At 70.9% G+C, this 13,011-nt stretch carries 9 protein-coding genes and 1 pseudogene; 5 read left to right on the top strand and 5 right to left on the bottom strand.

What is annotated here, in order from left to right; all coding sequences use genetic code 11:
* The first annotated feature begins 465 nt into the window (after positions 1-465).
* Positions 466-1,527, top strand: coding sequence for an IS30 family transposase (locus tag JHW41_RS06090; RefSeq protein ID WP_057945874.1), 1,062 nt, complete (start codon positions 466-468; stop codon positions 1,525-1,527).
* A gap of 729 nt (positions 1,528-2,256) precedes the next feature.
* On the opposite strand, the gene JHW41_RS06085 is transcribed toward JHW41_RS06090, so the two are convergent.
* Positions 2,257-3,189, bottom strand: coding sequence for a glycosyltransferase family 2 protein (locus JHW41_RS06085; protein WP_250449352.1), 933 nt, complete (start codon positions 3,187-3,189; stop codon positions 2,257-2,259).
* A gap of 47 nt (positions 3,190-3,236) precedes the next feature.
* On the opposite strand from JHW41_RS06085, the pseudogene JHW41_RS26485 reads away from it, so the two are divergent.
* Positions 3,237-3,335: pseudogene (locus JHW41_RS26485) on the top strand (hypothetical protein); the annotation flags it as partial.
* 30 nt (positions 3,336-3,365) lie between these two features.
* Here the strand turns inward: JHW41_RS26485 and JHW41_RS26480 are convergent.
* Together JHW41_RS26480 and JHW41_RS06080 are read right to left on the bottom strand one after the other, a co-directional pair.
* The gene (locus JHW41_RS26480; RefSeq protein WP_428995513.1) at positions 3,366-3,455 is read right to left on the bottom strand and encodes a hypothetical protein; all 90 of its coding nucleotides are present in this window, start codon (positions 3,453-3,455) and stop codon (positions 3,366-3,368) included.
* Between the two features lie 17 nt (positions 3,456-3,472).
* Positions 3,473-5,095, bottom strand: a complete 1,623-nt coding sequence (locus tag JHW41_RS06080) for a hypothetical protein (RefSeq protein WP_250449351.1) — start codon at positions 5,093-5,095, stop codon at positions 3,473-3,475.
* Positions 5,096-5,168: 73 nt separating this feature from the next.
* On the opposite strand from JHW41_RS06080, the gene JHW41_RS26475 reads away from it, so the two are divergent.
* Positions 5,169-5,243 carry a DUF6053 domain-containing protein gene (locus JHW41_RS26475; RefSeq protein WP_425606396.1) on the top strand — a complete coding sequence of 25 codons (75 nt, stop codon included), beginning with the start codon at positions 5,169-5,171 and terminating at the stop codon, positions 5,241-5,243.
* A gap of 20 nt (positions 5,244-5,263) precedes the next feature.
* Here the strand turns inward: JHW41_RS26475 and JHW41_RS06075 are convergent, their stop codons facing one another.
* On the bottom strand, positions 5,264-7,438 hold the full coding sequence (locus JHW41_RS06075; RefSeq protein WP_250449350.1) for a RelA/SpoT family protein: 2,175 nt from the start codon (positions 7,436-7,438) through the stop codon (positions 5,264-5,266).
* 87 nt (positions 7,439-7,525) lie between these two features.
* Between JHW41_RS06075 and JHW41_RS06070 the strand changes: the two genes are divergently transcribed.
* Together JHW41_RS06070 and JHW41_RS06065 are read left to right on the top strand one after the other, a co-directional pair.
* Positions 7,526-8,035 (top strand): hypothetical protein, encoded by a 510-nt coding sequence (locus JHW41_RS06070; protein WP_057948689.1) that lies wholly within the window; start codon positions 7,526-7,528, stop codon positions 8,033-8,035.
* 53 nt (positions 8,036-8,088) lie between these two features.
* Complete coding sequence (locus tag JHW41_RS06065; protein WP_078999881.1) at positions 8,089-8,598, top strand: hypothetical protein; 510 nt, start codon at positions 8,089-8,091, stop codon at positions 8,596-8,598.
* Positions 8,599-8,789: 191 nt separating this feature from the next.
* Here the strand turns inward: JHW41_RS06065 and hrpA are convergent, their stop codons facing one another.
* On the bottom strand, positions 8,790-12,926 hold the full coding sequence (gene hrpA, locus JHW41_RS06060; RefSeq protein ID WP_250449349.1) for an ATP-dependent RNA helicase HrpA: 4,137 nt from the start codon (positions 12,924-12,926) through the stop codon (positions 8,790-8,792).
* Between the last annotated feature and the right edge of the window lie 85 nt (positions 12,927-13,011).

Below are 13,011 nucleotides of genomic sequence, written 5' to 3'. Positions count from 1 at the left end.
AGTCTAGCGCAGGCGTCCGGAGCGCGCGCCGGCGGCGCCCGGGATGGGCGACCTGGGGTCAGACCCTGCGATTGGGGTTTGGTTCAGGCCAGGAGGCGGAATCGGCAAAGTCGGGGGTGGTCGGCTGCCGGGCGAGACGCATGGGCCGGGTGGCCGGTTGCGGCGCTATGGCGATGGCGGCGGCGCCCCTGTGCTCTGGACGGACGCCAGGATCGTCCTTCGCCGCATCGTCGATCAGTGCCGTTGCCTTTGCTGTTGCTGGCGCTCGCCTCCGAGCCGTAACGTCAGCCCCACAGCCCCGGAGGGCGCGCGCATGGATGCGCGCGTGCGCCATGGGACAGGATGTCCCTTATGGCGCAGCCCCGCGTCGGGTACTGGACTTAGTGGCTTTTGACCTTAAACAAGCGTTTTTCTTTGGCTGCTGGTCTCTAACCTCAAGTGCATCACCTCAGTGAGGCACTGTGAATGGGCCAGCAGTATTCGCATCTGAGCGCAGAAGAGCGCGGGGCCATCATGGTCTTGATCGCCCAAGGGGCGAGCGGACGGCAAATCGCCCAGACGTTGGGTCGGGCGCAAAGCACTATTGCTCGCGAGTTGCGCCGTAATGGGTTTCGGTCCCATTCGGGGCCGCCGCTGCGCGGACGCCCCCGTTTCGATCCTGGCTACGATGCGACCCGGGCGGGCCGGCGGGCCCAGCGACTGCGGCGACGGGCGCGGGTGCGCCGCAAGCTGCGACGCGACACCGTGCTGTGGCGACGCGTGCGCTATTGGCTGGAACGGTGCTGGTCGCCGCAACAGATTGCCGACAAACTGCGCGATCTGTACCCGGACCGGCCCTGGCTGCGCGTGTCGCACGAAACGATCTATACCGCGATTTATGCGATGCCGCGCGGCGAATTGCGCCGCCAGGTGACCCGTCTGCTGCGGCAGGGGCGCAAGTCCGGCCGCCGCACGCGCCAGGGAAGCGACGCCCGCGGCCATCTGCCGGATCTACCCAACATCCGCCTGCGGCCGCCGGCCGCGCATGAGCGCCTGATGCCGGGGCATTGGGAGGGCGACCTGATCGTGGGCGCGCACAATCGCTCGGCGATTGGGGTATTGGTCTGCCGCCGCACCTTGTACGTCAAGCTGGTCAAGCTCGCCGACGCGACCGCGCACACGGTGCTGGAGGCCTTCAGCTCGGCGTTCGAAGGCGTGCCGGAAAGTTTGAAGAAGACCTTGACCTACGACCAGGGCAAGGAAATGGCATCGCATCGGCAGTTGAGCGAACGCACTGGTTTAGCGATCTACTTCGCCGACCCCCATAGCCCGTGGCAACGCGGAACCTGCGAAAACACCAACGGCTTGTTGCGGCAATACTTTCCCAAGGGCACCGATCTGTCGGTGCATTCTGCGCAGCGCCTCAAAGAGGTGGCGTGGGAAATGAACAACCGCCCCCGCCGTAGCCTGGGCAGGCGCTCGCCCGTCGAGGTGCTCTATGAGGAACTCAAAAACCCGCGGGCGCAGGGTGATGCACTTGGACATTGACTCCGCCGCTACTTTCTTTTGTCGCGCTGACAAAAGAAAGTAGCTCGGCCGCTTGCGGACGAAAGCTTTGGATGGTGGCTTGTCGTCACACGACACATTGGTAGCGGCGAAAGCAGCAGCAACGTCAATATGGGTTCCGGCTTTCGCCGGAATGACGGTTATGAGGGTGCGTATCCGACTGTAGGAGCGGCGCGAGCCGCGACCGCGGCAACGCAACTACGACGCAACTTTCGTAATCGCCGCGATGGCGCGGTCGCGGCTTGCGCCGCTCCTACAGGGGGCGTGCCGCGGTGCGATTCGTCTTTACGTGTGCGTGCGCTTGACGACAAGCGAAACATCAAGAGCTTCCGTCCGCAAGCGGCCGGGTCACTTTCTTTGTCTTAAGCCACAAAGAAAGTAACCAAAGAAAAGGCCTTGTTTTTTCGGATCAAGAGCCACTAAGGCTCATCGTGGCGCGGGGCCGCGCCATAAGGGGCATCCTGCCCCATGGCGCGCGTGCGCATCCATGCGCACGCCCTCCGGGGCTGCGGTACATGGGCTTTGCGTGGGGTTTCGTCCCAGCGAACAGCAACAGCAACATCAGAATAGGTTCCGGCTTTCGCCGGAATGACGAAGCAGGTAAACGATCATCGCCCTGGACAGAGGAGTAGCCGCGTCGCTGCCGTGACTTGCGCAGGCGCGGAAATTCGAATCGAGTTTCGCGGCGCCATCGCTCAGCGCCTCAAGCGCTCAATCCCGCGGCATCGGCCCATCGCGCCCGGCGATGCCGTCGCGCAACCCGCGCAGCATCGCCCGCAGGTAGCCCAGCCGCGGCCGCAGGAACACCGCCGTGCCGACGAACTTCAGCACCAGCCGCGGCAGGTCCTGCGCGGCCCAGCGTCGCGGCACTTCGGCGCGGCGGTACAGCAGCACCCGGTTGCGCATCATGTAGTACAGCCGGGTCGGGCTGTGCACCACCAGCTTGCACGAGGGCAGCAGGCCGCTGATCGGCACCAGCTCGCCGATGCGGTGCTGCATCTGCGCGTCGCAGATGCCGTAGAGCTTGTAGCCGCGATGGCGGGCGCGCGAGCTCCATTCGATGTCGACGTTGTCGATGAACAGTCCTTCGTCCATGCCGCCGACGCGGTCGAGCGCGTCCAGCGGCAGCAAGGTGCCGGAGGTGATCAGGAAATCGCAGTCCACCGCCTGCCCCGGGCCGCCGAACAGCTTGCGGTTCATCGGGAAGGCGATGCGCACGAACGGCGCGATCTCGCCAGTGCGCTGGTCGCGGAACTGCGGGCCGACCGCGGCCACCGGCCCTTGCGCGCGCAGTTCGCGCAAGGCGCGCTGCAGGGTCGCGACCATGCCGGCGCCGACCTGGCTGTCCTGGTCCATCAGCAGGATCTCGGCGAAGCCGGCCTCGCGCGCCAGCCGCGCGGCGTGGTTGATCGCGCTGCCCAGGCCGACGTTGCGGTCGCTGCGCAGCACCTGCACGCCCTGCGCGCGCAGTTCCTCGAACAGCGCGGCGACGTCGGCGCCGGGGCTGGCGTTGTCGAAGATCTGCACCCGCCCGACCTGCGGGCGCACCGCGGCGACGACGTCGCGCAGCAACTCGATCTGCGGGTGATAGGTGACGATCGCCGCGCAGACATCGGCGCAGGCGGGAACGACGGGAGCGGTCATGTCAGCGCGGCTCCGCGGCGCGGCGGCGCTGGGTCGGGAAGGTGGGGATGGGGCGGGAGCGATGGGGCATGCGCGCATTATCGCCCAGGCGCGGGGGCAGGTCTTGGAGGCGTCCGGCAACCTGGGAGAAGAGCGTCGGGCCTGAAGGCCCTCCCACAAGCGCAAAAGCAGGCCGGTCAAGAGCCAAGGCGGCCCGGTCCGGCGAGGAAGCCCCCGCTGCTCGCTCTTGTGGGAGGGCCTTCAGGCCCGACGCTCGTGTACCCGATCGCCGCGAGCTACCGGTTCAATTGCTCGCCGCCCCCGCCGCCTGCACCCGCGCGGCCAGTTCGGCCAGCCCGGGCGCATTGCCGTCGAGCGAACGCGCCGCCTGCAGCGCGGCGCGCGCGGCGTGCAGTTCGCCCGCGCCGAGGCGTTCGCTGCCGACGCCGATCCAGCGCTGGGCCAGGCGCGCGGACGCCTCGCGCACCGCACCGCCGCCGCCCTCCAGTGCGCGGCGCGCGTCCAGGCATTCGCCGGCGCGCGAGAGCCGGTTGCCGCCGAGCTCGCGTTCGAAGCAACGCTTGGCCGCCGGCAGCAGCCGCGCGGCGGCGGCGCGCACCGCCGGGTCGGCCGGGGCGATGGCCTGGGCCGCGCGCAGTTTGTCGTAGGCGCTGTCGCCGGGCGGGGTCAGCAGGTCGCCGCGCTGTTCGGCGGCGGCGGCTTCGGTCAGCAGGCGCTGCAGCGACTGGCGCCGGCGCAGCGGGGTTTCCTGGTCGAAGCGCTTGCGCGATTCGCGCGCGCGGTCCAGGTGCTGGCGTGCCAAGGTCACGGCCGGCGCGGTCGGGGCGACTTCGCGCGCCAGCGCCAGTTCCTGCTCGGCGTCGGCGAAACGGAAATCCGCGGCCAGCCGCTCGCTGCGCTCGGCGTGCACGCCGGCGACCGCGAGCAGGCCCTCGCGCGCGGCGCCGTCGTCGGGCCGCACCGCCAGCAGGTCGCGGTAGCCGGCCAGCGCGGCGTCGGGCTTGTTCCGGCGCAGCGCCAGAGCGGCCTCGGCGCGGCGACGCTCCAGCCGCGATTCCAGCAAGGTCAGGCTGTCGGGCAGGTCGGCGTGGCCGGGGTCGGCCTCCTGGACGCGGGCGATGCCTTGCGCGCCGCGCACCAGTTCGCCGCCTTCCAGCGCCTGGCGCGCCTGCTGCAGCAGGTCGGCGAGGGTGTCGTCGCGGCCTTCCAGGGCGTCGTTGCGCTGCGGCTGCAGCTCCAGCACGCGCAGGTACAGCGGCAGCGCCGCGTCGGGCGCGCCATCGAGGCGGCCCTGTTCGCGCGCCGCCGCGGCGGCGACGATCATCCGGTCCAGTCCGGCGTGGACGGCTTGGCGCTGGCGCAGCAACTGCGCCAAGGGCTCGACCCGGGCGCGCGGCACCGCCAGATCGCGGGCGAGGTCGATGCGCTGGCGGGCGAATTCGAAATGGCTGCCGTCGATGGCCTGGCGCGCCTGCTGCAAGGCGACCTCGCCGGTGCGGGCGAGGCCGGCGCGGGCGTCGCTGCGGTCCGGGTCCAGGGCCAGCGCGGCCTCGTACAGCTCGCGCGCGCCGCGGCCGTCGGGCGAGCTCAAGCGGCCTTCGGACAGCGCCTGCCCGGCTTGTTCGCGCAGGCGCTGCAGGCGGGTTTCCGGCCACACCCATTCCGACAGCGGCTGGCGCCAGACCGCCAGCGCCGCGACCACGCCCGCGGCGGCCAGTCCGAGCGCGATGCGCAGCCAGTGCCGGGACAGCCACAAGCGCAACGCCGAGGGCGCGGCCGGCGTATCGCTCGCGCGGCGGGGGGCGTCGAAATCCAGTGCGGTCCAGTCGCCGGCCGCCGGCTCGATGCGCGCGCCGCCCGGGTGGACCGGGGCGAGTTCGGGCGTGGCGGGCGGGCGGGGATTCACGGCGCACAGGATAGCGCCGTGCGCATGACGATCGTGACAGGGGTCGCGCTTGTGGTGCGGGTTTTGAAGGGCGATGTCGGCGGGGCGCGAGGCGACCGGAGCGGAAAGCATCGGGCCTGAAGGCCCTCCCACGACAGCAGGGGCCTGAAGGCCCTCCCGCAGCAACCGCTATTTGCGTTGCGCGTACTCCACGCCGGGCAGGGACGACAGTTTGCCGAGCAGGTTCGACAGTTGGCCGTAGTCGCCGACCCGCAGGCGGAAACGCAGCCGCACCTGCGAGCCGTTGCGCTCGACGTCGCTGCGGATGCTGAGCACGTGCGCGTTGCCCTGGGCGATGACGTTGGTGACTTCCTTGAGCAGCCACTTGCGGTCCAGCGCCAGCACTTCGATGTCGACCTCGTAGCTGGAGCCCTTGCGCCCCCACTCCACCGGCAGCACCCGCTGCGGCTGGGTCGCGGCCAAGCGTTCGAACGCGGCGCAGCCGGGGCGGTGCACGCTGACGCCGCGGCCGCGCGTCAGGTAGCCGACGATGGGCTCGCCCGGCAGCGGCTGGCAGCAACGCGCCAGTTGCACCAGCAGGTTGCCGACGCCTTCGATGGTGAAGTCGGTGGCTTTGCCGGCCGGCTTGCGCGCCGACACCGCCATCAGGCTGGTCGAAGCCGGCGGCGCGGCCGGTGCCGCGGCGGCGCGCTCTTGTTCCAGCAGCGCGCGGCCGACCTGATGCGGGCCGAGGTAGCCCAGCGCGACCTGCACGTACAGATCGCCGTCGCTGGCCAGGCTGAAGCGCTCCAGCACCGGCGCCAGTTCCGCGCCGAGCAGGCCGAGCCGGCGCAGTTCCTTGTCCAGCAACTCGCGCCCGGCCGCTTCGTTGCGCGAGCGGTCGAGCTTGTGGAACCAGGTGCGCACCTTCTCGCGCGAGCGGTTGCTGGCGAGGAAGCCGTTCGCCGCCACCAGCCAGTCGCGGCGCGGCTCGCCGGTCTTCGCCGTCAGAATCTCGACCCGGTCGCCGCTGCGCAGCTTGTGGTCGAGCGGCACGATCCGCCCGTCGACCTTGGCCCCGCGGCAGCGATGGCCGACTTCGGTGTGCACGTGGTACGCGAAGTCCAGCGGCGTCGCCCCGGCCGGCAGATCGATCACCTCGCCCTTGGGCGTGAGCACGTAGACGCGGTCTTCGATCAGTTCGGTATCGAGTTCGCCGGCCAGCGCCTCGTCGCCGCCGCCCTCGGCCTTGGTGTCGAGCAGGCGGCGCATCCAGGCGATCTTGCGGTCGAACGCGGCGTCGGCGCTGTGGCTGCCGACTTCCTTGTACTTCCAGTGCGCGGCCACGCCGAGCTCGGCCTGACGGTGCATCTCGTGGGTGCGGATCTGCACCTCCAGGGTCTTGCCTTCCGGCCCGACCACGGCGGTGTGCAGCGAGCGGTAGTCGTTGCGCTTGGGCCGGGCGATGTAGTCGTCGAACTCGCTCGGGATCGGCGTCCACTGCGCATGGACCACGCCGAGCGCGGCGTAGCACGAGGCCAGGTCGTCGACCATCACCCGCACCGCGCGCAGGTCGTAGAGCTCGCCGATCGGCACGTCCTTGCGCTGCATCTTCTTCCAGATGCTGTAGATGTGCTTGGGCCGGCCGGCGACCTCGGCCGTCACTCCCTGCGCGTCCATCGCCTCGCGCAGCACGCGCTTGACGTTCTCGATGTAGCGCTCGCGGTCGACGCGCTTCTCGTCGAGCAGGCGCGCGATCTTCTGGTAGGTCTGCGGCTCCAGGTGGCGGAAGGCGAGGTCTTCCAGTTCCCACTTGAGCTGCCAGATGCCGAGCCGGTTGGCCAGCGGCGCGTGGATGTCGCGGGTCAGCGCGGCCAGTTCGCGCCGGGTCTGCGGCGGCAGCCGGTCGGCGTGGCGCAGCCGCGCGAGCTGCCGCGCCAGCAGGATCGGCACCACCCGCAGGTCGCGCACGATCGCCAGCAGCAAGCGGCGCAGGCCTTCGCTGCCCGAACGCCGGCCGGGCTCGGCGTGCAGCGCCCAGACCTGCTCGGCGGCGCGCTGGCCGTCGAGCAGCGCGGCCAGCACCGGATGCTCGCGCTCCCAGCCCGGCCCCAGCGCCGCGGCCCAGCCCGGATAGGCGTGCAGCAACGCCGCGGCGACGGTGTCGCCGTCGGCGCCGAGCAGGGCCAGCGCGTCCAGGGTCGCGGCGACCACCACCGGCGCGTCCAGCGCGGCGTCGCGCGCCTGCGGCGCGTGCGCGGCGGCCAGCAAGCCGGCGCGCAGCGGCGCGGACAGGGCCGCCGCCGCGGGCAGCGCCAGGAGGTCGGACAGGGGCGGTTCGGGCGGCTCGGCGGAAGCGTTCACTGCGTGGGGGGAGTGGAGAAGCGGGAGGAGCTAGCGTCTACACTAGCGAGCATCCGTCCCGAGGAACAGCACCGAGGAACCGCACGAATGTCCGCAATCGCCGTCCCCCTGCCGCGCCGGCTCGCCGTCGCCCTCGCCCTGACCGCCTGCCTGGCCGCGCCGGCCGCGCTGGCGCAGCAGAAGATCCAGCAACAGATGAGCGCCGAGCAGTTCAAGAGCGCCGGCCTGAACAAGCTCGACGATCAGGAACTCGCCAACCTGAACGCCTGGCTCAACCGCACCCTCGACACCGAGACCAGCAAGGCCGTGGTCAAGGCCCAGGAAGAGACCGCGCACGAACGCCGCGGCTTCTTCGACAAGAGCCCGTCGCGGGAACCGGTGGTGGCGCGCATGACCGGCCGCTTCGAGGGTTTCTCGCGCGGCCAGACCTACGTGCTCGACAACGGCCAGGAGTGGCGCCAGGACGACAGCGCCGACCTGCCGGGGGTGAAGCTGGATTCGCCGCAGGTGCGCATCGCGCCGAGCGTGATCGGCAACGCCTGGTACCTGTCGGTGCAGGGCTACAACACCCGCGCCAAGGTAGTCCGGGTCAAGTGAGTCCGTCCGTCCCCGCCGCTTTCCGTCATCGCCCTTCGCTCCGGAGTTCCGTCATGCGCGTGCTGTCCCCGTCGGCCCTGGCCGGCTCGCTCGCCCTCGCCGTCTCGTTCGCGGTCCTCGCTCCCGCCGCCCACGCCGCCGAGCGCCACTACGTTCCGCTGCAGCAGCGCCTGAGCGCCGAGCAGCTCAAGGCCACCGGCCTGGATACCCTGTCGCCGCAGCAGATCCAGTTGCTCGACCAGTTGCTGGCGCAGGACCAGGATGCGCAGGTGCAGGAGGCGGTCAAGCAGATCCGCGCCGAGCGCCGCGGCCTGCCCGAGGAAGCCGCCGCGCGCGAGCCGGTGGTCGCCCAGCTCAAGGACGGCGCCTTCCGCGGCTGGTCGGTGGGCACCGTGCTGGAGCTGGAGAACGGCCAGCGTTGGCGCGTGATCGAAGGCTCGCTCTATCTCGGCAAGCCGCTCGCCGCGCCCAAGGTCACCATCGCGCCGGGCATGGTCGGTTCGACGTGGTACCTGCAGGTCGAGGGCCAGTCGCCCAAGGCCAAGGTCAGGCGGGTGGAGTGAGCTGCGCCGCCGCATAACGGCGGCCGGCGGTATGCGACGAAGGCGGCCTCAGGGCCGCCTTCGTTTTTTGTGGGAGGGCCTTCAGGCCCGATGCTTTCCGCTCAGGTCGCCGCGACCTGAAAAAACAGCATCGGGCCTGAAGGCCCTCCCACAGCCGCCCTCCCACACCAGCTGTTCGGCAACGGCGCGGTTCAACCGCGCAACGCCGCCAGCCGTTGCGCCAGCTTCTTCGGCGACACACCGCCGCGCACGCCCAGTTCCTGCGCGAACAACGACACCCGCAGTTCCTCGATGTCCCAGCGCAGCGCCTGCCAGCCCGCGTCGCCGCCCTCGCCCGCCGCCGTCGCCGCGTCCAGCGCGTCGACGAAGGGCTTGAGTTCGAGCATGCGCGCCTGGTCGCGCACCGGATCGCGCAGTGCGCGCTCGCCGCGGGTCGCCAGCGCCTTGAGATAGCGCGGGTACTCGGCCAACACCGCGGTCGGCGCGTCGCGCAGGAAGCCCGGCGGAGTCAGCCGCGCCAGCTGCGCGCGCATGTCGTCGAGGTTGCCGCTGGCCCAGCCCATCAGCGGCGATTCCAGACGCGCGCGCACCTCGGCCACCGCCGCCAGGATCGCCTCGGCCTGGCGCAAGCGCTCCATCGCCTCAGGGAACAATTTGCGCGCGACCTCGTCGCGGCGTTGTTCGAACGCGGCCGCATCGCGCACCTGCACCAACTCGGCGTCCTCGCCGAGCAGCGACTGCACCGCGCCGTCGACCAGATCCTCGCGCAGCCGGTCGCCGTCGCGCGGACGGTCGAGCGCGGCACGGCCGGCGGCGTTGCCGGACTGGGCCCGACGCAGCAGCGAATCGCGCTCCTGGCGCGGCGCGGCCGATTCGATCGCCGCATACAACAGACCGATCTTGGGCTGGATCGGCAACTGCTTGCGTGCCTGCTTGAGCTTTTCCACCAGCGCCAGCGCCAGCAGGCGCCGCACCCCGCGCGGGTGCGCGCGCAGCGCCGCGTCGCGCTCGGCATGCACGCGCAGCGACACGCTGTCGCCGTCGTCGTGCAGCGCCGGGAATGCCGGCACGCCGGCGGCGCCGGGCACCGACATCGGAATCGGTTGCTCGGGGAACGTCGTCAAACCGCGCTGGCCCAGGCCGTCGGCGGCGCGCGCGGCGAACGCGCGCGCGGCGCGTTCGCCGAAGCGCGCGCGCAGCTCGTCGAGGTCGCGCGATTCGGCCAGCACCACCGGCTCGCCCTTGGGTTCGCCCTTGCCGCGGCGACCGTCGCCGCCGGCCGGGTATTCGAGCAGGCGCAGGTTCATGCGCAGATGCGCTTCGATCGAAGCGGCGTCGAAATCGGTCGCCGCAATCTCCACCCCGCCGAGCTTGCGCAGGAACCGCGCCAGCGTGCCGACGAAATCGTCGGCCTCGGGCTTGGGATGGGCCTCGAAGAACGCCTTGGCGAAATCCGGCGCCGGCACGAAGTTGCGCCGCAGCGCTTTCGGCAGCGACTTGATCAGCGCCGCGGCCTTGTCGGCGACGAAGCCCGGCGCCAGCCACGACAGCTGCGCCGGGTCGAGCGCGTTGAGCAGGTGCAACGGCACCGCCAACGTCATGCCGTCGTCGGGCGCGCCGGGTTCGAAGCGATAGCCCACCGCCAGCCGGGCCTGGCCGAGCTGCAGGTACGGCGGGAACCGCGCGGCCTCGCTCTCGCCGCCGATCATCAGATCGTCGGCGCTCCATTCCAGCGCGGCCTTCTCGTTCGCCGGCAGCTTGTTGTACCAGGCGTCCAGCGCCTGCGCGTTGTGCAGCTGCGCCGGCAAGCGGTCGAGGTACCACTGCGCCATCCATTCCTCGTCCACCACCAGCCCGGCGCGGCGCTGCTTGGCTTCCTCTTCGCGCGCTCGGGCCAGCGCGGCGAGATTGCGCGGCAGGAACGCGGCGCGGGTGTTGATCTCGCCGGTGACCAGCGCGTCGCGGGCGAAGATCGCCCGGCTTTCCTCGGGATACAGCGCGCCATAGTGGATCGGCCGCTTCGGCGCCAGCACCAGCCCGAACAGGCTGATCTGCTCGCTGCCGACCACCCGGCCCTGCGAACGCGACCAACGCGGGTCGTGGTGGCGGCGCGCGAGCAGGTGCGGCAGCTCCTGGATCGCCCACTCCGGCTCGATCGCGGCGTTGGTCATCGACCACACCCGCTCGGTGTCGAGCAGGGTCGCCGACAGCAGCCACGGCGGCGGCTTCTTCGCCAGCGGCGAACCGGGGAACAAGGTGTACTTGCGCCCGCGCGGGCCGTCGTAGACGCCCTTGTCGCCGCGGAAACCGATCTGGGTCGGCAGGCCGGCGATCAGCGCGCGGTGCAGGCGAGCGTAGGCCTCGGGACCGGGGACCGGGGACCCGGGACCCGCGGAGTCCGCGATTTCCGGTCCCGGGTCCCGGGTCCCCAGTCCCGTCTCCACGCACAGCAGCTTCAGCTGGCGATGCAGCTCGCGCCATTCGCGCATGCGCAGGAAGCCGAGGAAGTGCTTCTCGCACCAGCCGCGCAGCTTGGACTGGGTCAGTTCCTCGTGCGCCTGCTGGTAGGCGTCCCACAGCTTGAGGATGCCGACGAATTCCGAACGCGGATCGGCGAACAGCGCGTGCGCGTTGTCGGCCGCGGCGCGCTGGTCGGACGGACGCTCGCGCGGGTCCTGGATGCCCAGGAACGCGGCGATGGCGATCATCTCGCGCAGGCAGCCGTGCTGGTTGGCGGCCACCAGCATGCGCGCCAGCTTCACGTCCACCGGCAGGCGCGCCATCGTGCGCCCGGTCGCGGTCAGCTTGCGCTGCTCGTCGACCGCGCCGAGCTCGTTCAATTGCTGCCAGCCGTCGGCGATCGCGCGGCTGTCGGGCGGCTCCAGGAACGGGAAGGCTTCGATGTCGCCGAGCCCCAGCGACAGCATGCGCAGGATCACGCCCGCCAGCGCCGCGCGGCGGATTTCCGGGTCGGTGTACTGCGGCCGCGATTCGAAATCGGCCTCGCTGTAAAGGCGGTAGCAGGTGCCTTCGCTGATGCGTCCGCAACGGCCCTTGCGCTGGTCGGCGCTGGCCTGGCTGATCGGCTCGATGTGCAGGCGGTCGAGCTTGCCGCGCGGGCTGTAGCGCTTGACCCGGGCCAGACCCGGATCGACCACGTAGCGGATGCGCGGCACGGTCAGCGAGGTTTCGGCGACGTTGGTCGCCAGCACGATGCGGCGCTTGGGGCCCGGGTTGAACACCCGGTCCTGGTCGCGCACCGACAGCCGCGCGTACAGCGGCAGCACTTCGGTCTCGCGGTACTTGCGCCGCTCCAACGCCTGGTGGGCGTCGCGGATCTCGCGTTCGCCGGACAGGAAGATCAGCACGTCGCCGCGCGGGTCTTCGCGGCTGATTTCGTCGCAGGCGGCGACGATGCCGTCGTTGACGCTCAGTGCGGGACCCGGGACCCGGGATCCGGGACCGGAAGCGCTGCGGCGATCTGCCGGTCCCGGGTCCCCGACCCCCGGTCCCGCATCGTCCAACGGCCGATAGCGCACGCTCACCGGATACCCGCGCCCCTCCACGCTGACCACCGGCGCGCCGTCGAAATGCGCTGCGAAGCGCTCGGTGTCGATGGTCGCCGAGGTCACGATGACCTTCAGGTCCGGGCGCTTCTTCAGCAGCTGTTTCAGGTAACCGAGCAGGAAGTCGATGTTGAGGCTGCGCTCGTGCGCCTCGTCGATGAGGATGGTGTCGTAGGCCGACAGGAAGCGATCGGACTGGATCTCGGCCAGCAGGATGCCGTCGGTCATGAACTTGACCGCGGTGCGCTCGCCGACGTTCTCGTTGAAGCGCACCTGATAGCCGACCGCGCCGCCGAGCTCGGTGCTCAGTTCCTCGGCCACGCGCCGCGCCACTGCGCGCGCGGCGATGCGGCGCGGCTGGGTGCAGCCGATCAGGCCGGCGGCGCCGCGGCCGGCGGCCAGGCACAGCTTGGGCAGCTGGGTGGTCTTGCCCGAGCCGGTCTCGCCGGCGATCACCACCACCGGATGCTTGCGGATCAGCTCGACGATGCGCTCGGCTTCGGCCGCGATCGGCAAAGCCGGATCCACCGGCGCGTGCGGCAACGCCGCCGCGCGCGCCTGGCGCTGCGCGACCGAGGCCGCCAGCGCCTTGGCGAAGGCCTCCTGCGCGGCCGCGTCGGCGGGCTTGCCGCTCCAGCGCGACCACAGCCCGTGCAGGCGGCCGCGGTCGCGGCTCAGCGCGCCGTCGATGGCGCGGCGCGCCTGCCGTAACGCAGCGCTCGCATCGGCCTGCCTAGACTGTGGGGATTGGCTGGTACTCATCGATAGATCGCCTGCATTGCAGCGCTAAAAACAAACCATTTCACTTCCGCGGCGACTGCGCCTATTGTCGCCACAAAGTCCGGAC

The sequence above is a fragment of the Lysobacter enzymogenes genome (assembly GCF_023617245.1).
GTDB classification, from domain to species: Bacteria; Pseudomonadota; Gammaproteobacteria; order Xanthomonadales; family Xanthomonadaceae; genus Lysobacter; species Lysobacter yananisis.
The sequence above is the reverse complement of the archived record's forward strand: the minus strand, read 5'-3'. Positions and strand labels throughout refer to the sequence as shown.